This is a genomic window from Chitinophaga hostae (assembly GCF_018224885.1).
GTDB lineage: Bacteria > Bacteroidota > Bacteroidia > Chitinophagales > Chitinophagaceae > Chitinophaga > Chitinophaga hostae.
In genome coordinates, this window is the sequence record NZ_JAGTXB010000001.1 from 54,406 (window position 1) to 80,667 (window position 26,262).

Sequence of the window (26,262 nt, forward strand, 5' to 3'; positions counted from 1 at the left end):
ACGTCTTCTTTCCCGGATTATTTTATAAAAGCAAAAGCCCCGTAAAACGGGGCCTACTCAAGGTATTTTGATATTATTGTATTCATAGCGTCAATAATTATGTTTCCCGTTGTTCATATGTTAAAAATTCATTATTCCATTCAGGAGCCCGGTTTTACCTGTTAATATTCTTCCCCTGGTAATGTACTGTTTCTTCAAATTGGCCTTCACCGTATCTGGTAATGTCATCTGTAGAAGTTCATACTTATATGTTGACAATCTTGTTATGGATGCATTTATGGTGTATGAGGTCTCAGATCCCACAACCTGGATACTTTCATTTTCTTTGAGCTCCACCCTCGACATCATGTAATAGTGATTACCCTCTGCAATTATCTCTATTTCCCTATAGGTTGGAATCTCCACCGCATAAAGTCCTATAAGTACTATTCCCAGAATTAGGACAATAGTACCAAACACCCCTATTCTCATGTGGCGGCTTTTGTTCCCTAACGATATTTCAGAAATTTTGTCCATGGATACAACCAACAATATTTCCTGGTTTCAGATGACTAACTACCCAGCTCCAATTGATTTTTGATAAGGTTAAAATAGCTCCCCTTTGACTCGACAAGAGCATTATGATCACCTACTTCAACAATTTCACCATGCTTTAGCACAATAATATTGTGCGCATTTTTCACAGTGCTTAAACGGTGAGCGATAATAACAACTGTTCTTCCTTTAAAAAATTTATCGAGATTTCTCATGATCACTTTTTCATTCTCTGCATCCAGCGCACTGGTTGCCTCATCAAAAAACAAATATGCCGGATCTTTATATATAGCCCTTGCAATCAATATTCTCTGCTTTTGTCCACCACTAATGCCATTACCAGATATACCAACTTTAGTCTTTAAACCCAGTGGAAGGTTTTCAATGAAGTCTTGCAAATTTGCCGCGTAGATAGCATTCCAGAGTTTCTCTTCATTAATATACTCATCTCCGGCAACAATATTTCTTTCTATTGTGTCGGAGAAAATATAGCCGTCTTGCATAACAGTCCCACAAATTTTCCTCCATGTTTTGGGAGAAACATCTACGAGTTGGGTTTTATTGACTAGAATTGCTCCGCTTGTGGGGGCATAAAATTTTAATAAAATTTTCAATAGCGTTGTTTTCCCGCTTCCGCTGGCTCCAGTTATAGCGGTTACTTTTCCCTGTGGAATATGCAGATCAATATTCTTCAGTATCAATGGGGACTTTGGACCCTCATACTGAAAACAAACCTGGTGTAAATGGATTCCTGTAGCAACGGGCTCATCATTGCTTACATCGTGAACTTGCCTCATATTTTCTTCCTCTTCCAAAGTATGCACTTCCCGTAATCTGTCGAAACTTATCTCTGCTTCCTGCATTAATCGGAAGAAAATGATCAGTTGGCCAATAGGTCCATTCATCTGGCCGATGATGTAAGAAATACTTAGCATTGCTCCCAGGGTGATCTTTCCGTTTATCACTTCGTTAACAGCAATGAAGGTTACCAGTATATTTTTCAGATGGTTAATGAAATTAAAACCGACTCCCTGGTATTGGTCTAATTGCAATACCCTTTGATTAATCTTAAAGAGCTTCACCTGGATATCTTCCCATACAGAACGTTTGTGCGCCTCATAATCATTCAGTTTTATTTCCTGTATCCCATTTATTACTTCATAAATGGCACTTTGATTATCCGCTTTCTGGATAAAACTCTGATAGTCTAATTTCTTCCTCTTCTTTAGGAAAAACATTGCCCATAAAATGGAAAATAAAGTGAAGGACAAATAAATAGCTACCAGCTTCCAATCGTAAAAAGCAAGTACAAAGAAATACACAGAAACATTCACCATAGAAAAAATGGTAAACAGGCTCTGAGAGGTCAAAAATTGTTCAATTCGCTCGTGATCTGCAATCCTTTGTGTAAAATCTCCGATCATCTTTGTATCAAAAAAGCTAATCGGCAGCTTCATTATTTTTTTTAAAAAATCAGAGATAATAGTGACATTAATCCTTGCTCCTATATATAGCATAAGCCAGTTTCTGGTAATTTCTATTACAGAGGCACCCAGAAATAAAAAAATCTGTGCAAGGAGAATGATGTATACAATGTACATACTCTTATTTCCAATTCCTTTATCTATAAGTGCCTGGGTTAGAAAAGGGAAAATAAGCGTAAGACCGGTACCTACAAATAATCCGAGTATTAGCTGTAGTAATTCTGATTTATAAGACTTGAGATAATCGAAAAAGAATCTCAAAGACCCCTTGGTTGATTTGGCGGGTTCTTTTCCATAAAAAGCATCTGTCGGCTCTGTAAAAAAAGCAATTCCTTTATTGTCGGTACTATACCAAGACCGCTTAAATTCAGGTTCTTCAAGTTTAATTATCCCATGACCAGGATCCGCGATCACATAAATATTTCTTTTATCCTCTGAAAATAGCCTCCTGCGGGATCGGATGTCCTTCAGCACAACAAAATGGTTCTGGTTCCAATGAAGAATGCAGGGCAATCCGCCCATGGCAGATAACTCTTCCAGGGTCAGACTGGCAGAAAATGTTTCAAACCCTATCTTCTCAGCCGCTTCATTAAGTCCTAATAAGCTCACGCCCTCCCTGGTAAGGAAAGAGAGCCCCCTTAAAAAATTCAATGCGTAATTTTTGCCATGGTGACTGGCTACCATTGACAGGCATGCTGGTCCGCAATCCATTAAATCATGTTGAGCAACAAATTTCATTTTCCTATTTATATCAAGCTAACATTATATTTATTCATCCCCACCTCCTTCCTATAAATTTTCACCAGTATTCCATACAGTACCATTTCATGTAATCTCGGTCTGGATTTCATCAGTCTATTCACATGCATATGTATATGACTGGCCACAAAATTCTCTATTTCTTCTTTCGGGATACACGCTAACATTTCTAAAATAATATTTTCCCTTATCTTCCTTTCTGCGCTGATCAGCTTATCATATTTGCTATCTCCCTTTTGTAAGAAGCCATCCAACGCCTTTGAATGCTGCCTGAACTTATCCGCAATACTCTTCTTACCATCCTTATCCAGGTTAAATTCGTCAGAAAACGCAGAAAAAATATTCTCGGTAAACCTCAACCTGTCAATGACACTAAAAGCAAAAAGATTAAGATATTCGTCGATCCTTTTCAAGCAGTACATCCATAAATGGTCTTCCCTCCCATCTTCTTTCAATTCCTGTAACAATTCTACAGATAATTTACTGTCATAGTAAAATAAGCTTTCTGATAGCGGAATATTGCCTTCGCCGTATCGGTTCAGTTCCCGCTCATATGTAGCCAGCTCAATTTTCCAGACATAATGATTATCAATATAGTACTGTATATGTTCAATAACGATATTAATGACATGGTCCTTTGCGGCATTACCCGCTAAATGAAACCTTACTCTTAGGTGGAAATCCGGATCGTTGTACCTGATAAAAAACCATTCATCTATTAATTCTTCTCTCAGAAGCTCATCAACGATTCTCTTAATTCCTGATACCAATAATTTATCAGCTGTATTTATACCCGTGTAAATCTTATAATACAACCATTCATCGCCGGGAATAAACTTCTCGCGAACGGATGATGACGATGTACATTTATCTAAAAGACTGCCTGTTGGATACTTTGCAGCGGTAGTAAATGACATAATATATTCATTGGCATAACATGCTTTATCACGATCAAGATCATAGAAACACTCACTAATTGTGATCATATTGATTTTCTCCCGACTTATTTTATCACTTAGTATAGACAGGAGGTAGTCATTATCCAAGTCTAATAACAGGGTAACGTTTCCATTTTCAACCAGATTTACATACCTTGGAATACTATTTTTCTGTCGGAAAGATGCGAGCTTCTCTGTAATAAAAGCCCCTTTTTCATCTCTAAGGTCATTCAAGTCCTTTCCTTTGATATTCCAGGTTGCATGGGCGAGGATCAACTTGTTGCCATAAACAATTCGTGGTATAAAATCGAATGTATCCCGAATGAGGGAGCTGTAGTCGAGTGACAAAAGATTTGGCCTATACTGGCTTTGAAGGTCACACATCAAATGATAATACGGTAATGTATCCCGATGAAAATTCTGAGCACATGATAAAAAGGGGATAATTTCCTTATTAAACTGCTTACTTCTTAAATGTATCCGATCATCAGATACACTTATCATAATATCGCCCGGTTCGATCATCTTCCCTCTGTTCGGATGGCTTCCCATTATGTTCAGCTCATATGGGCGGTTGATATTACGAATACTCACGTTCCCAGCCTTATTTGTTGGCAGATGCATGACTTCAGCCGTAATATTTCCTGAAAATATTTCCTGCTCTGCATCTGCAATATTGTTTGCAAATGATGCCAACTCATTGTCTCCGTTCGTAAATCTTCCGATGTAATGTGTTGCGCTGGCGCCACCGGCAGAAAATATAAAGATCTTATCCCCTGACTTTGAGTACATAACAGGAAAAGTACCAGCCAATAAAGACTTCCTGTCTTCGAACTTGCTTAAATCCTCCTGCTGTAAGTCCACGCAAAAACTGTTATCCCGTATAGCTTTCAGGAACACCTCCATCCAAAATTTATCAGCCTGCCGGTCAGAATAAATACTGGTAAACTGGGTGCTGGCTACTGGCAGTGGGAATCCATCAAGCAAATCAGAAAAAGTAGCTATATCCTTGTTGTTTTGTATATATCCAACACCACACTCACTATCCAATGCCACCAGCAAGGGGATTTCTTTTCCTTCTCCATATCTTGCCAGGAATGCCCGTTTAAAATTATCCATATTATAATAGGAGGTGAGGTGCTTGTGTGGGTTTCGGGTAGTGAACATCGACAAAACACGTATTGCTGTCAGGATCTGGTCTTTATCATCGTCACCATCCATTTCACCGGCAGGATACTCATTTTTCAAGTTTATGCTCAGCGCACTCTTTTCATCGCTATCAGCATGTAATGCTTTAATATGCTGAATAATGTCTTCAATTGTTGCTATTCCAGATTCAGTAATTTGATCCCATGTCAGCCCCCGGAGCTTCTCAGCGAGTGTAGTCAGCAACGAAAATATTCTTTCTAAATATACATCTCCGGCCCACATATTCATGTGTGGCTTTAAGAAGGATATCATTTGATCCAGCGGAGCCTGGCCATTGAGGCACAGGTCCAGGTTACTAACCAGTATATGCGCGTTAATCAGCTCTTCAATATATGCAGTTGCTTGTTCATTGCTGAGGTCTTCCACGCTATCCACCAGCAACGCAGTCAATTCATGGATCGTGGTCCCATCTTCAGCGGCACTCAATATGAGTTCCAGCACCTGGTCAAGCTCTACTGAAGCCAATGTATAGTTTCTACTTTCTGCCCTTCCACTTATATCCGCTTCTACAAAACGGCAGGTATCTCCCATCAAGTAAGTTGTGTTATTCTTAAAGTACTTCAACATACTTTTTACGGGATCATATGCGTTTAAATCCCCTATCAATAGCATTAACACCTGGGTGTCTATGCCGGTGATGATAGTAAATGGAGCTTTTTTGTCATTTGCCAGGTCAGCCCTGTTTTTGTCTATTACTGAATAAGAAGCAAACAGGCCAAACGGAACGCAATTGGTGGAAGCCCTGATAAAATACTTTAATATGCTTTTATTAAGTTTATCCAGCTTTTCGTCAGCAAATACCACGCTGTATGACCTCTCCCATTCATAATACAATGCAGGCGAAGCCAAAAAGACAGCTGCGGCAAATAGTTTATCTGTAAATAATTCCTTCACAAAGTTGCTTACTTCCGTTGCATTATCAGGGATACGCTGATATGCCCCTAAAGTATACAACGGTGATCTTAACACAACCGTATCAAATCTTTCGATATTACTCCCGGTACTCATCTACTTAAGTTAAATAGGCGACTAATTTGTTTGATATTCTCCATCTTTCTTAAATTATCCCCCTCCATGTCGTAAAGAATAAACTCATCAATTCCATACGCACATTGATAGCGATATACCAGTTCTCCCAGGTATTCTATTGTAACAGGAATGGCCACCAGGCTATCAGCCCGGGTTGTATCCAGCGGTCCGGTAAGCGCTTCATTCCTATGCCGGGCCTCTTCGAGCGTTTCCCCAATAACCACTCCCAAAGCCAACGCTACTTTAGGGGAATATCCATGCAGATGATAAAACTTCTCCTTTATAGACTTTAACTGCTCTTTATTATAATCTTTATCCAATAACCCCACTCCATGCATAAGAGACCGGCAATAATTCAACTTATACTTAATGGCATCCTCAAACCTTGAATAAGAATTGGAGAGGTACCAAACTTCAGGAGCCTCCCCACCGAAGGGAGGAATTACCACCTCTTTCTTATCAAAGTTCCATTGTTCTTCATACAGGAGACTATAGATCTGTTCAACTTTTGATTCAAACAATTTATTACCTGTGACCTCTACTAACATATCTCTCGTATATGCCGTTGATGGCTCACTTTTAGATAGCCCTAAATCTATACGATTGAAAAACAGGTTATTAAGTAACTTAAAGTTCGTGACGGTGCTATAAGGAGCGTACATTTTCACCAATGTTCCGGCAGATCCTACCCTGATATTATCAGTCATGCCAGCTACCAGAGAGATGAGGACTTCCGGATTGGTAAATGGTGCAGATACATTAGGATTATGATGTTCCGCCAACCAGAACCGTGAAAAATTCAATGAATCTGCCAGGCACGCATAATCTAATATCTGTTGCACAGCTGCCAAAGAAACTGTATCCTTTCTATATCCCAATTCCAATAACCCAATTGAAAGATTATTCATATCTATATAATTAAACCAGGAATATTTTGTCCCATCCTTTTAACTCTTTACTTTCCTTGTAACCATACAATACCAGCAATGCTCCCAGCCATCCCGTGAGCAAATTGAGTTTATCCGGAGAGAATGAAAGGATCTTCATTTCTTTCTCCATATAATCAGTAGTGGCATTAATCCAGAAGTGGTAGGACTGTTGATGAATTGGGTTATTCGTTATATCGTAAATCTTTTTATATAGCATAGCCACTCCTGAGGTACCATGACATATGTAGTAATCACGAATATCTGTTTCTGCGAAATTTTTCCGCATCATGGTAGCAGCACACATCTCTTCTGCTATGTGGATATACTTTTCCACAGATAAATCAGTGCCTGTTTTATATAACAGGTAAACCATACCCAGATCACTGTTGCACCAGCCCACCCGCCCTGAATAATGGTACAGGTTAGTACTGTTTCCATCTTCGGGAGTAATGAGCAAGTCGGGACGCTCAGTCATAATATTATAGGGAAATATAGACGGGAAGCAGTTTTCCCTGGTATCCAGGACTTTAATCCTTTCCACATCTATCTCACTTCTTCTAAATTGTAACAACTGTTCTAAAGTATTCAGAATAATATCCCTTGTCTTCTCACGTTCAATTCCGCTTTCGTATAAAGACAGCATCACAGCGATAATAGCTCCCGATCCATGCGCAAAACCAAAGTTTATTCCCATCGTATAGGAATCGTCGGTATTATTATAAAAGAAGAAATTATTTGCTACTCCATAACTATGAACTTTCGTTATTATTTCCTCGCAATACTGGTAAGATTCTGTTGCGTGGAGATAAAACAATAGCCCTATAGCACCATAAAAATAATCGAAGGATTGCGCATCAAGCATCTTCAAAGCATTCCCATAAGCCAGCTCATTGATGACCGCTAGCTGTTCCTGGTATTCCTCCCCAAGTATTTTTTCCTTCATCACCAGGTGCAAAACATAGCCCAAACCGGGCAATCCGTCTGCAAACGAGCTCTGAGCGGTCAGATCCGATGTGCCTTCCGAAATTTCATTAAAAATACTTTCCAGTACTGTTGCCACTTTCATCAGATATGGGCTATCAGGTTCTTCTCTCGACATATAAACGGCATATAATGCCAGTCCCAATTTTCCATTCAGAATATTTTCAAGTTGAATCTTTTCCGGATCACAATCTAAAATGAACTCCCTGGCAGTATTTAAAATATCAGCAATTCTATCCTTCATTACAACACAAATTAGTAATTAAAGAAAATTAAGTAATCACTGGGCAAGGATAACTTATGGCCTATCAAAGCGATACCGATACCGGATATTCCATAGGCAAATGATATCTGAAAGTGATCACTATAGCCATTATAATAAGTATCAAACCCCGCCCATGGGGTGGTACTTTTATTGAAATTCAACACTTCTTCCAACCAATGAGCAGAAGAAGCCGAAATACTCTCGCTTTTAATCAACTGTTTATATCTATTAAAAATGCTAAGCAGGCCAGCTGCACCATGCAATAGCTGGGCATCCTTAATATATTTCTGCGCGTCATCCCTGAACCGGGCCGCATTTTCAATAATTTTTATCCCTTCCCGGCGATAATAGTCGTTATCAAATAGTTCCCCACATTGATAGAAAACATTTCCTATCCCCACATCACCATAAGCCAGGTTTTGTAATGGTTCCTGGGATTCCGGTGCCGAGCCAAAGGGATATAGTCGCACATATCCCTCTGCCAGCCGATATTTTATCAGGTTCTGAAGTCCCTTGTGAATCATATCTGCACAGATCTCCCTTTTGAAATCATGCTCGTAAAGACGTAGTAAAAAAAATATAATCCCGGCCTGACCGTTTGTCGTACCAAATCTTCTGACCTGCAAATTGCCGTGGTGAGATGAATTGAAATACCAGAAAATACTTCCGTCACTATCAACATGGGCAGCTGTTGATATCAGCTGTATAATATCATTAAGCTCTGTAGAGTAATCTTTCAAGCCATTTCCTTCAACAAAATAGTGCCCTGCGCCAATGACTCCCAACACGGTATTAAGGTTCTTATTATCAATTTCACGCTGAAGCACTTCTTTAATAAAGGCATCGATCTCGTCAAGATATGCTGTTATTGTTTCCACTTCGAGTAAGTTCTCCCGGAAAAGAAAAAGAAGATACCTGCCAAGTTCTACCAGATCACATAGCTCAAAATCCTTCAGCTGATGTTGCTCCAATCCCTCAAAACATGTTTCCAAGTAGTCAGCCACCTTTTGAAGATGTTCTGCTTTACCGGTATACCGAGCGTAGTAAAAATAAAATATAGACAACCCGATAATTCCATCTTTGATAGTTACTGATGAAAGTAATTGCCGGTTGCTTGAGATAGACTGTTCAATCTGGTGAATGCATAAATCTATTTTATCGCACATAAAAAAAAGCGCTGGTTTATCGATAACCGATATAAGTCGGTTTCTTACAGTAGGGAGTGTAAGGAGTGACGAATAAAATCCGCCACTCCTCTTATAACCTATTCTATAGAAGTGGAACTGGTAGTGCAGGTATCTCCACTTTTGCAAGTGCATTTAGGGCCAGAGGAGCTAAATACATTTGCGCTGTTACCACCTTTAACAGATGCCATTTGGCTTTCTTGTAATTTTGCAATTGAATCTTTGTTCAATTTCAGGGTTTTCGTTAATTGAATTTTCATAGCTTAAAAATTTCAAATTAAAAATAGAGCTACCTTTTTAATGAAGTCGTAAAGCTCAGTATTGGACTTACTTGCAAGTATGTTTAATCTTTTATAAAAACGATCTGCTTTTTATATTTTCATTACCCGCATCATATTATCGGACATAGAACAGCTGCTACCCTATCTACAGATAAGGCGAATCGTCATTGTCCATACATCAAAATAGTTATATCTGACGTTTTGAAGCCGTTACAATACGTGGAGATGAGGTCCGGTAGTTTACCAGATTAACAATAGACCGAACTTTTATATTAAAGAGAAACAGTTTCTATCTCCCGATCAGCTTTTGCAAGTTGTGAATACTCTTCTGCTCTGGGAAATCAAAATATTCACTCATCATTACCTCTGTAAATTACTGTGCAGGGGGCTTAGTAGTGCAGGTGCCACCACTTTTACAAGTGCAATTAGGGCCGGATGAGCTGAATGCGCTTGCGCTGTTACCACCTTTAACAGCAGCCATTTGGTTTTCCTGTAATTTCGCAATGGAATCCTTGCTTAATTTAAGGGTTTTGGTTAACTGAATTTTCATAGCTTAAAAATTTCGAAATTAAGAATAGGAGCTATCTTTTATAAAGTCGTAAAGCTCATTATTGGACTTACTTGCAAGTATCTTCAATATTTTAATTGGCTGTAAATCAGTTGGCTCGTTTTTTCTCCTCCTCATTCCCTGTATTATGTTGTTGGGACTTAACATTTTTATTACCCAACTTATAGCTAAGGCTAATCCTTATCATCCGTATGTCGAAATAGTTTTTATCTGTTTCCTTGATGTTGTTATAATAGGTTGTAGACAAAGCCCTGCTTGTGGCAAATACGTCTACCAAATTAATAATAGACTGAATTTTATTATTACAGAGAGAAAATTTCACCCCCAGGTCAAGTTGTGAGTATCCCTCCGTTTTAGACAATCCGGAAGATTCGGGGAATTGATACCAATAGTTACATTCTATTGTCGTCGCTTTCTTTTTGTTCAGGGAAAATGAATTATTGGTAGCCGCAAAAGCTCCTGTCCCTTCCAGTTTAGGCAGCATTGACTGGATAAGCGATTTAGAGTGACTATAGTAGATTGAAAATTGGTTATAGCTTTCCCAAAACGGCAATGGCTTAAAGGTGTAAGATTCGGACCAGCCGGCCTGAAACTCATTAAAATAGTTTTCAGAACGGGTAACCTGTATATTCGTATTAGGAGCAACCATTGTTATTTGTCCGTAACCACCGCTTGTTCTGTTAAAATAAAGGCTACTTATCAGGTTCTCTTTAAAAGTATAAGCTATCTCCGCAACATCCGTATAAGAAGGCTGCAGCATTGGGTTCCCCTCTGTGTATACATAAGGATTATTGTACCATCTGAAAGGATTCAGTGCATTATAGTTAGGCCGGCCAATTCTCCTGCCATAATTTAATGATAGTAAATGCTTATCATTAAATGCGTACATTAAATAAGCAGTAGGGAAAAGCCGCAGATAAGTATTTTTGTTTTCCTGATCAATGGTGCCCGAAAAGCCATTCGTTTGTGTAGCTTCCAGCCGAAGCCCTATTTTAGTTTCAAGTTTACGAAACAATTTTTTACTAAAGCTGGCATACAGCGCCTGTGTATTTTCTTTATAAACAAAAGTATTGCTTTGTGCGGAGTCGTACATTGGCTTGCCGCCAGTCAAATTAAACAAGGTAACATTACTGTTGTTTTTAATAAAAGAAATTTTTCCTCCTATTTCAAACGTTCCAAACTTATAAGGTAATACCAGGTCTACTTTTGAAGAGTATATATGTATATTTTGTTTTGCTAAATTATCCTGGGAGTAAAATGATTGCTCAACCAGTTGCTCATTTCCCGGGAATCCTTTGGTGGAAAAAAGCCTATCCTGGTTATTTCCATATGAAAAATAATCTGCGTCAAATGTCAGCCTCTTGCCTGAAGAATCAATCTCTAACTGGTAATTAGTATTAATTGCGTGTGAAAAATTATTGCTTTGACTATAGGAATTTGTTTTTAAAACGGAGTCAATCGTATTATCCTTACTATTTCTAATTGTTGTTTGTTCATTATCACGAATATCCCAGCCACCAACACCACCCATATACTGAATACCAACAGTAGACTTACCGGATAGCTTGTAATCTGCGCTAACTCTTCCGTTAAAATACCTGGTATAATTTCTCCTTATACTCTCCGATTCCCACGCTTGCAGACGGTAGTACACGCTATTATTTAGCTGGGGCCCATTGGAGCCATCTCCACCAACAACACCCATTGAAAAAGATAGTTTATCCTTCTGGTAATTTAGACTTGCGCCAATCTTTCCCGCAGCATAAGTTGTTTGCGCATACGATGCATTTATATCCCCACTAAAATTATTCTTGCTACCCTTTTTCAAAACGATGTTGATCAACCCGCTGTTTCCTTGTGCATCATAATTTGCAGGAGGGGTCGTTATCACTTCAATACTGGCAATATCATCTGATCTGATTGATTTCAAATAATTCACCAGCTCATTGCCAGACAGCTGTATCAGCCTACCATTCAGCATTACATTTACGCCAGTTCTGCCTATAATACTGATATTATCATTGTTCACTCTAATTCCAGGCGACGATTTCAGTGCATCTAACGCATCTCCTCCGGTAGCAACAATACTATTTTGAACATTAAAAATGAGGCGATCAATTCTCCGTTCGATCAAGGGTTTCTTCCTATAAATAGTAACGCCATTCAAGTCGATGCTTTTCTGATGTAATACTATGTTTATCAGCGTATCACAGCCATTCCTAAGATCCATCTTAACCAGTTCATAATTAACCAGGGAAAAATAGACAGTATATATCCCGGCTGTCGATGCCTGCAGGCTATAAGCTCCCGTGCTGTCAGTTATTGTTGTTTTTACCCCTGACTGTTGTGATTGAATAGATACGGTAACAAACTCAAGTGGTTTGCCATCCTTACTATATACCTTTCCGGTAATACTAGCCTGGGAGTACCCCCTAAAGAAACTACAAACACCTATGCTCATAAGAAAAATAGTAATGAATAGTTTACTAACCTTACTGTTATCAGCAGAAATTGTCTGACATCTTTTTTCTCTCATTAAATAAAATTTATACCTATGCCAATATACTGACATTTAGATAGAAGAAGCCCGATAACCGCCGGAGACGGATTATAAGCATACAACACCATAACTGAGATAGCTGTATAGCATTGGCATTTTTAGCGGATGGAATTACTCCTTATACTGTAACAAGCTGTTTACAGGTATAAAATTTATTGTTTCCGTTCTTATTTAGCGTTGTTGTTTAAATGGATAGTAATTACAGGTTACAAATTAAAAATTATGGGTTCACAATCCAGAAGAAGCCTGATACAAATAATAATTTGCATTTAAACTTCGTCAAGTGAATTTACTAAATAATTTATTACAAACTATTTTTTTTCAGACAGGATAACTTCCTTTTTAAATAAATGTGCAGTAAAAGAACATTACTACCATCTCTCTAACATAAGATAATAGCAGTTATCTTATGTGCTAATTAAATGGAAAGATATTTTCCAGATCAGGATCAGGGTTCCCCGATAAAATTAACAGTAGTAACCCTGCTCCTGCTATACCATCTTTCAAACCCATATTGGGTAATCGATTCAAAGCACTATAGGAAATTATTTGCACCATCAAACCATCCAATGTTTCGGCGTATCTGTCTTTTATAGTACCCGGTAACTGGTAATGGTATTTTTCAGATTCAAGTAGATGCAGACAAGACGTTGCCAACAAGAGGTCTGGCAAATCTGACACTTTCTTCAGGGGAATTAAATTTTCTCCTTGCGGATAACCTGTCGCAAATGCCTGACTGTCCTGATTATTATTTCCGCACCTCGAAGCGGTATAGTGAATATAAAAAGTAGTGGCATCGCTCATGAAGCATCGATTGCCATTATCCTGCACACGTTTGCCTTCCCCTATCTGCACTTCATTAAGGTCGTTAACCACTTCATTAAGGAACTGCGGATTAATCAAAAGAAAATGCTTGTTAACTTTATCAAGGGCTCTTAATATACTTATCATCGTTCTGAAACGCGTATGAAACTGTCTCTTTTGAATAATATTGGTAATAACCCCTGGTTCCAACAATCTATACTTCAGATGCTCCTGGTAATACAGAACTATTTCTCTAACAAAACGTGTTATAATCTTATCAATCTTCGGTCGATACTGGTCGTCCGGGATCATTTCTCTTCTCCAGACAAAAAAATCAATTACTTTTAGGAAATACTCCACATTAGGATAGCCAATGGAGTATTCAACATCTGCATATATATCATCTATTGATACCAGCAATTCATCCATCTCCAAATCCAGGCAATCCTGATCCACCAGGTATTTCAAAAACCAGGCAATATCAAGCAATTCATTCCTTTGCAGCAGCTCTTGCCGGGCGGTTATCCTTTCAATCATTTCCATTACAAGGGCTGATACGGCCTCCCCATACACCTCATTTCCGGACATTTTATAGTAGTGAAATAAAAAGAGGGCAATACCTACTGTTCCTTGTGCTTTGCCTTGATCGGATACCAGGTCTTTCTTATCCACCAGTATCCCGGCTATGCTATCTAATAATGCTTTATCCATCAATTTTATTTCAAGAGATGTTATTAAGACGATACCGCCCCGGAAACAATCGAAGCCTCATATTCCTTTATCGCATCAACGTATTTTATCGAGCACCGGTCATGCAGAACGTGATCGAAACTCAAACCGTATGGAGGAGTTTCGTCAAATGCGCTTTTAAAGAAATACTGGCTGCTTTGGGCTTTAGTAATTCCTGCATTGTGAAATATTTTTGTATGCATCCATCGTTCGATAGGATCAGTGGGCCAGCAAAAATCAAGCTCTTTATCAACAGTTACGTTATATCCCATAGTCAGCGCATTCCATAGTAGCGCCCACATATCCGCACACCAGTACTGCATCCCCCGGTAATCGGCTGGTACTGCTGAATTGTTTTCACGATATGCCTGTATATATCTTTCCTGGTTTCTTTCCAGGTAAGTATAAAGCGTTTCACTATCTTGTTCTACCTTATCCCAAAATTGATAATTGACGCTGCTTAATAAATATTGGGCGCCGCCGGCATGGTCGTCATTTTGTTCGATCAATGCTTCGCTTACGTCCAGCAGATCACACATTTCCTGGAAAACAACATGTCCGTGTTTTTTTATTGCTTTGGCGCTTATATAATTGTTAGTATCAGATAGGCTCCATACATTCCGACGACAAAGGCGTTCAAAATCAGGCAGCTCTCTGAAAATTATATCGGAATCATGATAAAAAATGTGCTCATCAGTCAGACTTGGATATGCGGCAAAATGCTTCTTTAAAACATGAGGCCTTAGTGCCGAGATATAGTTCCTCTCCTTCCTATTATCTTCATAGAAGAAAAAGCATGCTTTTTCAGATTGCTCTCTTGCTAAGGCTATAAAAACAGGATTAATTCCAATCTGAGGGTTGAAGGCAATTAATACGTGAATATTTTCTGCAGGAATTTTATGCTTCTGAAAATTAAATAACTGAACTTCTATTTGCCACTTAAAAAATAAATCGTCGGGTTGAGCAGAAATGTAATACACCATAAGGATCTTCTGTTTACAGTATCATTTGTGTTATTACCGGTTAACTATTAAACAACGGGTTCACATTAAATAGCAAAACGGTTGAAATATTCAGAGGGCTGTTTTACTGTGGGACCAGTTGAAAATAAATGTACGCAAAACGAAGAGAATAATCTAAGTGTAAAATAAAAAAGCCACCATGGGATATAATTAAGAGTAAACTATACACTTAATTATATCCCATAGTAGCTTGTTATTTTTAGCTTTCCGCTTTACATGCACAAACCGCCGCAAGTGCTGATTGTTTGACCGGTTACATACCCGCTCATATCTGAGGCGAGGAACAGGCAAACGTTGGCGATATCTTCCGGTGTACCGAAACGGGCCAACGGAATTTGTTGAATATAATTGGCAGCGCCCTCTCCTTCTTTGAGGTAGCTGGTCATGTCTGTTTCCACGAAACCCGGTGCTACAGCATTGCAACGGATGTTGCGGCTGCCGAGTTCCTGTGCAATGGATTTGGAAAACCCGATAATACCGGCTTTGGAAGCTGCATAGCTGCTCTGGCCTGCATTCCCCATGATACCGATCACGGAACTCATATTAATGATGCTGCCGCTTTTTGCCTTCATCATAGGGCGTATCACCTGTTTGGTCATATTATATACGCTCTTCAGGTTGATGTTCATCACATCATCCCATTGCTCAGGGCTCATACGAAGCAGCAGGTTATCTTTGGAAATACCTGCATTGTTTACACAGATATCAATTTTTCCGAACTCTTTCAATACTTCTGCTACCAGTGTTTCACATTCTTCATAAACGCCGGCATTGGATTTATACGCCTTTGCTTTTACACCTAAAGCTATCAGTTTAGCTTCGAGTGCCTGGGCTTTCTCATCAGAGCTCACGTATGTAAATGCTACATCAGCTCCCTGTGCTGCAAATTTCAAAGCAATTGCTTCTCCGATACCACGGCTGGCGCCAGTTACGATCGCTACTTTGTTCTCCAGTAATTTCATGTTATAGTTGATAGGTTTTAAGCGTTCATATTATTGGCCGCAAACTTCAGGATCTCTTCCAGGTAGTTGCGGTCGTTATTCAGCCGGGGAACTTTATGCTGTCCTCCCAGCTTACCCTTGCTTTTCAGGAACTCGCAAAAAGTTCCCTGCGGCAATACGTGTATCAAGGGCATGTGTAAAGCTATATCTTTATATCTTTTTGCCTCGTAATCAGAGTTGATAGCTTTCAACGTGCTATCCAGGATATTGGTAAACCGGTTGATATCGTCCGGTGCCACCTCAAACTCCACCAACCATTCATGCCCACCGTTACCGTGATCGCTAAAATAAACCGGTGCAGCCGTATAATCATTTACCACAGCGCCGGTGGCCTCACAGGCTTTGGCAACGGCCGTATCAGAGTTTTCCACGATCACTTCTTCACCGAAGGCATTGATAAAGGATTTTGTTCTGCCGCTAACTTTTATCCGGTAAGGAATCAGGGAGGTAAACTGTATGGTATCTCCTACCAGATAACGCCATAAGCCGCCGTTGGTGCTGATTACCAGGGCATAGTTTTTACCCAGTTCCACTTCCTGCAGTTGCAGGGTTTGCGGATCTTCTTTTCCTAATTCTTCCATGGGCATAAACTCATAGAAGATACCGTGATTCAGGAACAGGAGCAGTCCTTCCTCACCTATTACATCCTGGGCGGCAAAAAAGCCTTCGGAGGCGTTATAGGTTTCCTGGTAGTGCATCAATGGCTTCCGGATCAGTTTTTTGAACTGTTCCCGGTAGGGCGTGAAGCTTACGCCACCATGCATATATAACTCCACATTGGGCCATACATCGGCCAGGTTATCTGTGCCGGTGAGCTCAAATATGCGTTTGATCAGTACAATTGTCCAGGTAGGAACGCCGGCAATAGAGGTCACATTTTCATGGATCACTGCATTGGCCATACGTTCTATTTTCTCTTCCCACTCGTCCATCAGGGCGATTTCCAGGTCCGGCGTGCGGATCATATTGCCATAAAAGGGCATATTCTGCAACATCACGGCGCTCAGGTCTCCAAAATAGGAATCACTGTTTTCCGAGAGTTTATTCACCTGGTGGCTGCCGCCGATTACCAGTGATTTCCCGGTAAAAACATCAGAATCAGGGAAATTATTGTAATAGAGAGATATAACATCCCGGCCGGAGCGATAATGGCATTCATCCAGGCTCTCTACGGTAACGGGTATAAACTTGCTTTTATCGGCGGTGGTGCCGCTTGATTTAGCAAACCATTTGATAGGTGTATTCCAGAGTACATTTTGCTGTCCCTCCATCGTGCGCTGTATATAAGGCTTGATGGTATCATATGTATGAATAGGAACGCGCTGCTTATATTCGTCTATCTTATAAATCTTCGAAAAGCCGTACTGTTTACCGAATTCGGTATACTGCGCGGCACTGATAAGGTTTTGGAATACCTGCTGCTGCACCTGCACGGGATATTGCATAAAATGCGCGATACGCCCCATGCGCAATCTTGCCAGTTGTGATATTGCAGGACTTAAAATTCTCATATAGGATGCTGTAGAATTATTTTTATTGTTTAGCTGCTTCGTCCAGGTAATCTTTCCGGCGCAAAACGAAATTCTGGCCAAGATACACTTTTCTTACCTGTTCATCCTCTGCCAGCTCTTCTGCCGATCCGGATTTAAGGATTTTGCCTTCAAACAATAAATAAGCCCGGTCAGTAATGGAAAGCGTTTCCTGTACGTTGTGGTCTGTGATCAGGATGCCTATATTTTTATATTTGAGTTTGGCTACAATGCCCTGGATATCTTCTACGGCAATAGGGTCGATACCGGCGAAAGGCTCATCCAGCAAGATAAACTTCGGATCTACCGCCAGGGCGCGCGCAATTTCGGTACGGCGGCGTTCCCCACCGCTGAGTACATCACCGGGGCTTTTCCGGACATGGGTAAGCCGGAACTCGGATAAGAGGCTTTCCAGTTTGTCGCGCTGTTCTGCTTTCCTGAGTTTTGTCATCTCCAGTACGGCAGCAATATTATCCTCTACGCTGAGCTTCCGGAATACGGAGGCCTCCTGTGGCAGGTAACCTATCCCCATCTGGGCTCTTTTGTACATCGGGAGCTTGGTAATGTTCTGGCCATCCAGGTACACATTCCCTTCATCTGGCTTAATAAGCCCTACAACCATGTAGAACGAGGTGGTTTTACCCGCTCCGTTGGGCCCCAGCAGCCCCACTATCTCACCCTGAGACACCTCCACAGATACATGGTTTACCACCGTTCTGTTGCCGTAACGCTTTACCAGCTGGTCTGTATGTATTCTTAATGCCATATGATCAAACTTAGCAAAAATAAGCAATTCATTCACTTAGCCTAGTTATAGTTGTCATAAGATTAAAAATGATCTGATTATAATAATCGGATATCTTATTTTTGCCCGCGTATTTTTAGCAGGATTACCGGCTTTTGCCGCATTCTTCAAAGCTTAACCTTTATGAAAGTAACTGAACATATTGCCCAGGCCAAAGACACCCTGATTTCTTTTGAGATCCTTCCTCCGCTGAAAGGCAAGAGCATTGAGTCTATCTACGATCACCTCGATCCCCTGATGGAATTCAAGCCGGCATTCATTAATGTGACCTATCACCGCAGCGAGCATATGTTCAAGAAAAAGGCGGACGGCTCCTTTGAAAAGGTAGAAATCCGCAAACGCCCCGGCACAGTGGGTATTTGCGCCGCCATCATGAACCACTATACCATAGATGCAGTTCCCCACCTTATCTGTGGCGGTTTTAGCCGGGAAGAAACAGAAAACGCCCTGATAGACCTGAACTTCCTGGGCATCGATAACGTATTGGTACTGCGTGGCGACGCCCCTAAAAATGAAACTTTCTTTGAGCCGGATCCTCATGGCCATAGTTATGCCATAGAATTGCTCGACCAGGTAGCACACATGAATAATGGCGTGTACCTGGAAGATGACCTGCAAAGCGGTGTAAAAACCAACTTTTGTATTGGGGTTGCCGGTTACCCGGAGAAGCATTTTGAGGCGCCGAACATGCAAACAGACCTGACTCATCTGAAACGCAAAGTGGAAAATGGCGCCGACTATATTGTTACGCAGATGTTCTTCGATAACCAGAAGTTCTTCGACTTTGTAAAGAAATGCCGTGAAATGGGTATCACCGTACCCATCATTCCAGGCTTGAAACCGCTTACCTCCCGTAAGCAGATGACCATGCTGCCACGCATTTTCCATGTGGATATTCCTACAGACCTCTCTTCTGAAATCCTGAAATGTAAAACAGATAAAGACGTAGAACTGGTAGGTACAGAGTGGCTGATTGCACAGTCAAAAGAACTGAAAGCTTTTGGTGTGCCGGTATTACACTACTATACCCTGGGTAAACCTAAGGTAGTACGCCAGGCAGTAGAGGCAATTATGTAATGAGGATACTTAGCGATAAAAAGGAAGGGAAGGACAAAAGTCTTTCCCTTTTTTGCTGTCTTTCATATAAAAAAAATGCCATCACGTAGATACGTAGTGGCATATCCCTATAACTGTCACACTTTTAATTATAACTGTCCAATGATTGAAATCACCTTCCGGTGATGTCTTTCGGTTATATGACGCGGTAAACAGGTTTGTCCCCTATTCTCATTTAAAAAAAATAAAAAAAGTTCTTCCCATCAGGGAAGAACTTTTTCCGATGCAAATAAAATGAGATGATTACCAGTCTTCCCGGTCAAACAAAACGCCCAGGCTCACGCCCCAATACCTGTTTTTCAATTCGTTTCCGGGTGATTTATCTACGTCCATCAGGCCATAATCATAATGCGCTGTAAGTGTAAGAAAGCAATTCAGCTCCACACCCGCAACGAAGTTTAAGCCTGCATCCCAGCGCTGCATACGCATACCGGTACCGAAAATATTAGGCGAAGATCCGAAGTTTACCCGCTGGGAACCGGTTTGGACCAGCTTTCCATCGCTGTAGGCCGACACGTTATAATCGCCCCGTACACAGTAAGCAACATAAGGACCCGCACCAACAATCAGTTTACCAATACCTACCGGTTGCTTATATACGAAATTTACCGGCAGCTGCAGGTATTGTAATTTCAGGCGGGTAGCGCCAGAGGCAAACAAATTAGCCGGTGGCGGAACATTGTAGTCCAGTTCTGCTCCTTTTACAATATAACTTATACCGGACTGCAGGTATCCCCGGTTAAACAAAGGTGTATTTGTGTAAAAACCCGCCTGCCAGGAGTCTATCCGATCGGTTCCCCGGGCAGCATTATTCCCCGACCCTAATCCGGCATTCACATACCCTCCCCTCAATCCCAGACTCGTCTGGGCACGGGAAGTCATAACAATAAAGAACATGGCGGCAAAGAGAAATGTAGAAAATTTCATCAATAAATCTGTACTAAGGGATTATGAAATGCAACGTGACAACTATCTATCTTATATCCTATAACTATAAACTATATCTTGGGGAAAAGTATTAACTATTAATGCTCAGTCGGTTATTCGTCTCAAAAATAATCAAAGGTTTTGATAAAAATAAAAAACCACCCGAAATTACGGGTGGTTAATAATAATTTCATGTATGCTATGCCTTATTTGCCGCCGAATTTATATCCGACAGAAACACCAAAAGAAGTGTTTTTGAAACTGCGGTCGTTGTTTGTATTATCGGCGGTGTTCACCAATCCGAGACCGGTGTTCAGCCCGAAATAAAGCCCCATAGGCATTTCATAGCCAACATTGATTCCAACACCAGCATCGAAACGTTTCTGTTTCAACAATAAAGCTTCATCATCGTATACATCCAGGTCACCCAATCCGGTATCCTTGATTTTACCGCCAAGACCATACGCAACATAAGGCCCTGCAGAAAGTACGAGTCTGCCGGTACCTACTTCCGGCTTAAACATAAAGTGGATGGGGAGTTCCAGGTACGACAAAGTCGTTTTGGCATCGGAGTTTTTAGACTTGCCACCTTTACCGGAGTACAATAAACCGGATCCGATATAGAAATCTTCCGCCAGTGGAATATCCACTGTGAAGCCGGCTCTGATACCAGTTAATAATTTACTGGTTTCCTTTCCGGAGTTCAGTCCAACATTTTTTGCAGTAATGCTGGAAAACTGAGGTCCTGCAACGATTCCCCATTTGGCCTGTCCGAAAGAGAGACTTGCTACCAATAAAGCTGCTGCAGATAATAATACCTTTTTCATGTTTGATGTAGTTTGAATGATCGCAAAAACGGTACCCACAGGTCAGGTACCGTTTCCGTAATTTTTGATTGCCAACAACTGAATGAACCTGTTTTTTTGCTTGCTAGCAGTTATTACAACTGAATTAATTAATTGTTTGTTATTGAACTACTTTCCACCAAAGAGATAACCAACGGATACGCTGAAAACACGATTTTTACTCTTGTCATCCGTACTGTTGTCCTGGCCGGAGCGAACTTTAGCAAAACCAATGCCGTACTGGGCAGAAATCAGGAAATTGTTCAGCTCTGCACCTATCTGTACGTTACCACCCCAGTCAAAACGTTTGAATTTATCATAGCCCTGGTTAGGGTCACCATTGTTGAACGGTGTATCGTCATCCCATTTAATGCTGGAAGAGCTGCTGGTAGTACCTACCGGCGTAACGAGTTCATACTTGTTCTTTCCCGCTACTCCAAACGCAACGTAAGGACCGGCACCTGCAAACAGGCTGGAATTTTGTCCTATCGGCAATTTTGCCACGAAGTTCAGTGGTACTTCGATGTAAGAAGGATTGGAGGTAAATTTTGAATAAGGATTAGTCACCGTCACCTTATCCCTGTCTCCTACTTCCAGTTTAGTACCCTTTGTGGTATAAAATACACCGGGCTGGAAGGATAATATTTTTGGCACTAATGGTAAATCAGCGATAACTCCCACATTAAATCCGGATAAAGCACGACTGTCCTTTGTATTTCCGGCATTATCAGTGGTAATATTTGAAAGGTTCCAACCACCCTTAACCCCGACGCGGGCCTGCGACATAGCCGCAAATGATATGCTTAGCGCCGCAAACGATAACAATAGAAACTTCTTCTTCATGATCTTTGGTTTTATGGTCTGCTAGCCAGTTGCCAAAGACTATGCCAAAGGATTGTTAAAACCGCATAAAAAATTGATTATCAACATCAAAGATGAATCTAAAGTTATCAGGTTATACCCGATATCACCTTTTTACCGCGTCATTTTTTACACTTACACGGTCCAGGAACTCCTGTAATTGTTCTACTCCGAGTCTTTTTGCCACAATTTTCTTCTTTTCATCGAGCAGGTAGATCATAGGGGTGCTGTATACATCGTACAAGCGACGGTAATTGGTAGCAGATTGAGGATCTGAGCCATGCACCCAGCCGCTGAGGTTATGTTCTTTGATAAACTGCAGCCATTCTTCCCGGGTGCCTTCTGTTTTTACGCCAATCATCGCAACGTCTTTGTTTTTCCAGCTTGCTTTAAAAGCGGAGTCCAGGCGGGGCAGCTCTGTTTTACAGTGTCCGCAGGTGGGGTCCCAGAAAACCAGTATGGTATATTTTGATTGGGTTTTATAGAGAGACAGCATATGGGAAGCGGTATCTTTAAATTCGAGCGGAGCTGCCTGCTTTCCGATAAGATTAGGCGCCATGGTATAGGCACGGTCCACGATCTTATTCAATTGTTCATCATTCAGCCAGAAGGCTTCGCCGGGAACATAATATTTCTCCACCAGGTGTACAAATACGGCGTCCATGCCCATATAGGGAGAGCTTTCATAATTGTAGGTAAGCCACCAGAGCACATACTTGAACACCTCTTTACTCTTACGGGTGCGGGCAATGAGGGCATCACATTCCACAACAATGGAATCGGGGGAGGCCGGTACCAGTTGTGTGAAATATTTCTTCAGTTTTCCTTCGAGTATGGGTGTTCTTACAAGGCGATCGCTTTGCAGGTCTACCTCATCCCAGTAATGACCTTTAAAATACCGGTATGCAAAGGAGGAGTCCTCTCCTGCAGGTTGCTGCGGCACTTCCGGCTCTTTCATGGCCAGGAATATAGTGCTGAGGATATTACCAGGATGTTTGGCTACAAAATCTGTCCGGAAGTGCTGGATCTTTTGTCCTAATTCTTTTTGCAAAGGCAGCACCCTGGCCGTATCGGCGGCGGTATGGGCTGCCTGCAACTGTTGCTGAATGCTGCGGCTCAGCGTTTCCTGCTGGAAAAGGAATTTATTGTACGACAGGAACAAATCGTTGTCCGGGCTGCCTTTATAGACGGTTTTGTTGATAAGATCGCTGGTATCGATACTTACGCTGAAGAATTGCTGTTTATCGATCAGCGCTTCAATATATTTTTCTTTTCCCGGCAACACCAGCAGGTAGATGCCTGGCAGCAAAGGTGTTGCACCTTTAAGGACCGCTTCGCCGGCAGGGCTTACCGTTGCAGAATCGGCCAGGTAGGTGGACCGGCCCATGTAGTGGGCGAGGAAAAACTTTCCACCGGTAAAATTTTTCAGCTTTACCGTTACCTGGTATCCCTGCGCCTGCAGGTGCAATTGCCCCAAAAGGGTGGCTATCAGTATTACAAATAATTTACGCATAAGATTTGAAAGCAATATGTAAATGTAAGCGGAAAAAAGTAAAAAAGGAAAGCGGTGTGCTGAGTGGTAATTACATGAATTACGACGTAGGATTCAGCATTTCCAATTACCTTTGCAGCCGTGAGGAAAAAAAATGTTGTTTTAGAAAATGTACCCGTTACTGCCTATGCGGCAGAGGGTAAAGCCCTGGCTCGTCAAGACGGGAAAGTTATATTTATTGAAGGTGGCGTGGTGCCCGGTGATGTAGTAGATGTTCGCCTCAGTAAAAACAAAAAAGACTGGGCAGAAGGGAAAGCGGTTCACTTCCACAGCTATTCTGACAAAAGGGTTACTCCTTTTTGCCAGCATTTTGGTACCTGTGGTGGTTGTAAATGGCAGATGCTGCCTTACTCCCAGCAACTGGAATATAAACAACAACAGGTAGCAGATCACCTGCAGCGTATAGGCAAGCTGACATTGCCACCCATGGCGCCTATCCTGGGCGGTGTACACACGGAGCACTACAGGAACAAACTGGAGTTTACCTTCAGTAACAAAGCTTACCTTACCAACGAAGAAATAAAGGCCAATGACGGTGAAATACCTGTAAGACCCGCGCTGGGCTTTCATGTACCCAAACTGTTCGACAAAGTACTGAATATAGATACCTGTTACCTGATGCAGGAACCGGTGAACCTGATCCGTAATACGATCCGTGAATATGCAGTAGCGCATGAGCTCACATTTTACGATATCCGTGCACAACAGGGCTGGTTACGTAACCTGGTGATCCGGTTGTGTACCACCGGCGAAATTATGGTGAACCTGGTGATCCGTCATGAAGACAAGGAGAACAGGATTGCTTTACTGGATCATTTGCTGAAAACGGTGCCGGCTATTACAACCGTACTTTATACTATTAACCCAAAAGGCAATGACACCATTTTTGACCTGGAACCCAAAGTATATTTTGGCAAAGGGTATGCAGAAGAAAAACTGGAAGACTTTGTTTTTAAAATAGGTCCTAAATCCTTTTTCCAGACCAATACCTACCAGGGTGAAGTACTATACAAGGTAACGAGGGATTTTGCCGGGTTAACGGGATCTGAAATCGTATATGATTTGTATTGCGGCACCGGGAGCATAGGGATCTTTGTATCCCGTAATGCCCGTAAGGTGGTGGGTATTGAGCTGATAAAAGAAGCGATAGACGATGCGAAAGAAAATGCCGCCCGTAATAACGTAACGAATGCAGAGTTTTTTGCAGGCGATGTGGTGGATATTTGTGATGATGCATTTTTTGCGCATCACGGGCAACCGGATGTGGTTATCACCGATCCCCCACGGGCAGGCATGCACGAAAAACTGGTTAACAAGCTGCTTGAAATTGCGGCGCCCAAAATTGTATACGTGAGCTGCAATCCGGCTACACAAGCCAGGGACCTGGCATTGCTGGATGCACTTTATACAGTGGAAAAGGTACAACCGGTAGATATGTTTCCACACACACATCACATCGAAAATGTGGTGTTGTTGAAAAAAAGAGATAATAACTAAGTAAAAATGAACGAGTACAGGCCCGGAAAATTTCAGTACCTCCCCATGGTGATCAAAAACCTGATGATCATTAATGGTTTGATTTGGTTGGTGCAGCTGACGCTGCTGAACAGATTTGACTATGATTTGAGTCGTTTATTCGGTCTCCATTACTGGGGTTCAGAGCTTTTCAGGCCGCATCAGTTCATCACACACTTATTTCTGCACGACCCGAAGAACCCTGCGCATGTGTTCTTCAATATGTTTACCCTGTGGATGTTTGGCGCCACCCTGGAAAACTTATGGGGTTCCAAGCGGTTCCTGATTTTTTATATGATCTGTGGTGTAGGCGCCGCACTTTGCCATATGGGTGTGCTTACTTATGAAAACATCAACCTGACGAAGTACGCAACCAATTTCCTGAATGATCCGACTTTCAGCAACTTTACCCTGCTGGATAACAAGTTTGACCTTGGGAACGGCACCAATAACATGGAAAGCCTGAAAACAGCTATTGCCAATAATGATCAGAGTGCCATATATATGGCCCAGACATATGTAAAGGAATATGTTAACTACTACCGGAATGTGGGCACCATTGGTGCTTCCGGAGCTGTTTATGGCATCCTGTTCGCATTCGGGTTCCTGTTTCCAAATACCTATATGTACATCTACTTTATGTTTCCAATCAAGGCGAAATATATTGTTGGATTTATGATTGTAGCCGAACTATGGTCTGGTATCCAGAATTCTGCCGGTGATAATGTGGCGCATTTTGCCCACCTGGGTGGCGCGCTCTTTGCGTACCTGCTGCTCAGAGGGTGGTCGAAAAAGCGAACAGATTTTTATTAATACAACTGTATTAATGACGTAT

The 26,262-nt window shown here is 41.3% G+C and carries 21 protein-coding genes; 3 read left to right on the top strand and 18 right to left on the bottom strand.

Annotation, left to right across the window (positions count from 1 at the left end):
• Positions 1 to 120 precede the first annotated feature (120 nt).
• The 14 genes from KE626_RS00250 to lptB form a co-directional block, all read right to left on the bottom strand.
• Positions 121 to 471 (bottom strand): hypothetical protein, encoded by a 351-nt coding sequence (locus KE626_RS00250; protein ID WP_211970746.1) that lies wholly within the window; start codon positions 469 to 471, stop codon positions 121 to 123.
• An 80-nt stretch (positions 472 to 551) separates the two neighbouring features.
• On the bottom strand, positions 552 to 2,756 hold the full coding sequence (locus tag KE626_RS00255; RefSeq protein ID WP_211970748.1) for a peptidase domain-containing ABC transporter: 2,205 nt from the start codon (positions 2,754 to 2,756) through the stop codon (positions 552 to 554).
• 8 nt (positions 2,757 to 2,764) lie between these two features.
• Positions 2,765 to 5,932, bottom strand: coding sequence for a lantibiotic dehydratase (locus KE626_RS00260; RefSeq protein WP_211970750.1), 3,168 nt, complete (start codon positions 5,930 to 5,932; stop codon positions 2,765 to 2,767).
• Positions 5,929 to 6,861 carry an LLM class flavin-dependent oxidoreductase gene (locus tag KE626_RS00265; protein ID WP_211970751.1) on the bottom strand — a complete coding sequence of 311 codons (933 nt, stop codon included), beginning with the start codon at positions 6,859 to 6,861 and terminating at the stop codon, positions 5,929 to 5,931. The genes KE626_RS00260 and KE626_RS00265 overlap by 4 nt, the downstream gene beginning before the upstream one ends.
• 10 nt (positions 6,862 to 6,871) lie before the next feature.
• The gene (locus KE626_RS00270; protein ID WP_211970752.1) at positions 6,872 to 8,107 is read right to left on the bottom strand and encodes a lanthionine synthetase LanC family protein; all 1,236 of its coding nucleotides are present in this window, start codon (positions 8,105 to 8,107) and stop codon (positions 6,872 to 6,874) included.
• 11 nt (positions 8,108 to 8,118) lie between these two features.
• Positions 8,119 to 9,294: a lanthionine synthetase LanC family protein gene (locus KE626_RS00275; protein WP_211970753.1), complete on the bottom strand. Its 1,176-nt coding sequence runs from the start codon at positions 9,292 to 9,294 to the stop codon at positions 8,119 to 8,121.
• A 98-nt stretch (positions 9,295 to 9,392) separates the two neighbouring features.
• Positions 9,393 to 9,572, bottom strand: a complete 180-nt coding sequence (locus tag KE626_RS35130; protein ID WP_211970754.1) for a class I lanthipeptide — start codon at positions 9,570 to 9,572, stop codon at positions 9,393 to 9,395.
• Between the two features lie 394 nt (positions 9,573 to 9,966).
• Positions 9,967 to 10,143 carry a class I lanthipeptide gene (locus tag KE626_RS35135; protein ID WP_211970755.1) on the bottom strand — a complete coding sequence of 59 codons (177 nt, stop codon included), beginning with the start codon at positions 10,141 to 10,143 and terminating at the stop codon, positions 9,967 to 9,969.
• A 106-nt stretch (positions 10,144 to 10,249) separates the two neighbouring features.
• Entirely contained in the window at positions 10,250 to 12,697 is a 2,448-nt protein-coding gene (locus tag KE626_RS00290) for a TonB-dependent receptor (protein ID WP_211970757.1), read from the bottom strand.
• Positions 12,698 to 13,135: 438 nt separating this feature from the next.
• Positions 13,136 to 14,236, bottom strand: a complete 1,101-nt coding sequence (locus KE626_RS00295; RefSeq protein ID WP_211970759.1) for a hypothetical protein — start codon at positions 14,234 to 14,236, stop codon at positions 13,136 to 13,138.
• Positions 14,237 to 14,259: 23 nt separating this feature from the next.
• Positions 14,260 to 15,237: a hypothetical protein gene (locus KE626_RS00300; RefSeq protein WP_211970761.1), complete on the bottom strand. Its 978-nt coding sequence runs from the start codon at positions 15,235 to 15,237 to the stop codon at positions 14,260 to 14,262.
• A 251-nt stretch (positions 15,238 to 15,488) separates the two neighbouring features.
• The gene (fabG, locus tag KE626_RS00305) at positions 15,489 to 16,238 is read right to left on the bottom strand and encodes a 3-oxoacyl-[acyl-carrier-protein] reductase (protein ID WP_211970763.1); all 750 of its coding nucleotides are present in this window, start codon (positions 16,236 to 16,238) and stop codon (positions 15,489 to 15,491) included.
• Between the two features lie 17 nt (positions 16,239 to 16,255).
• On the bottom strand, positions 16,256 to 17,788 hold the full coding sequence (locus tag KE626_RS00310; RefSeq protein WP_211970765.1) for a GH3 auxin-responsive promoter family protein: 1,533 nt from the start codon (positions 17,786 to 17,788) through the stop codon (positions 16,256 to 16,258).
• 22 nt (positions 17,789 to 17,810) lie between these two features.
• Positions 17,811 to 18,572 (bottom strand): LPS export ABC transporter ATP-binding protein, encoded by a 762-nt coding sequence (gene lptB, locus KE626_RS00315; protein ID WP_211970767.1) that lies wholly within the window; start codon positions 18,570 to 18,572, stop codon positions 17,811 to 17,813.
• A gap of 162 nt (positions 18,573 to 18,734) precedes the next feature.
• Between lptB and metF the strand changes: the two genes are divergently transcribed.
• Positions 18,735 to 19,688, top strand: a complete 954-nt coding sequence (gene metF / locus KE626_RS00320) for a methylenetetrahydrofolate reductase [NAD(P)H] (RefSeq protein ID WP_211970769.1) — start codon at positions 18,735 to 18,737, stop codon at positions 19,686 to 19,688.
• 282 nt (positions 19,689 to 19,970) lie between these two features.
• Here the strand turns inward: metF and KE626_RS00325 are convergent, their stop codons facing one another.
• The 4 genes from KE626_RS00325 to KE626_RS00340 all read right to left on the bottom strand — a co-directional run bounded on the left by KE626_RS00325 (position 19,971) and on the right by KE626_RS00340 (position 23,873).
• The gene (locus KE626_RS00325) at positions 19,971 to 20,654 is read right to left on the bottom strand and encodes an outer membrane beta-barrel protein (RefSeq protein ID WP_211970771.1); all 684 of its coding nucleotides are present in this window, start codon (positions 20,652 to 20,654) and stop codon (positions 19,971 to 19,973) included.
• A 206-nt stretch (positions 20,655 to 20,860) separates the two neighbouring features.
• Positions 20,861 to 21,481: an outer membrane beta-barrel protein gene (locus KE626_RS00330; RefSeq protein ID WP_211970773.1), complete on the bottom strand. Its 621-nt coding sequence runs from the start codon at positions 21,479 to 21,481 to the stop codon at positions 20,861 to 20,863.
• A gap of 147 nt (positions 21,482 to 21,628) precedes the next feature.
• Complete coding sequence (locus KE626_RS00335) at positions 21,629 to 22,342, bottom strand: porin family protein (protein WP_211970775.1); 714 nt, start codon at positions 22,340 to 22,342, stop codon at positions 21,629 to 21,631.
• 124 nt (positions 22,343 to 22,466) lie between these two features.
• Positions 22,467 to 23,873: a TlpA family protein disulfide reductase gene (locus KE626_RS00340; protein ID WP_211970777.1), complete on the bottom strand. Its 1,407-nt coding sequence runs from the start codon at positions 23,871 to 23,873 to the stop codon at positions 22,467 to 22,469.
• A 120-nt stretch (positions 23,874 to 23,993) separates the two neighbouring features.
• Between KE626_RS00340 and rlmD the strand changes: the two genes are divergently transcribed.
• Together rlmD and KE626_RS00350 are read left to right on the top strand one after the other, a co-directional pair.
• Positions 23,994 to 25,409: a 23S rRNA (uracil(1939)-C(5))-methyltransferase RlmD gene (gene rlmD / locus KE626_RS00345; protein WP_211970779.1), complete on the top strand. Its 1,416-nt coding sequence runs from the start codon at positions 23,994 to 23,996 to the stop codon at positions 25,407 to 25,409.
• A gap of 6 nt (positions 25,410 to 25,415) precedes the next feature.
• A complete protein-coding gene (locus tag KE626_RS00350) occupies positions 25,416 to 26,240 on the top strand; it encodes a rhomboid family intramembrane serine protease (RefSeq protein ID WP_211970781.1) in 825 nt (274 codons plus the stop codon).
• Positions 26,241 to 26,262: the final 22 nt, after the last annotated feature.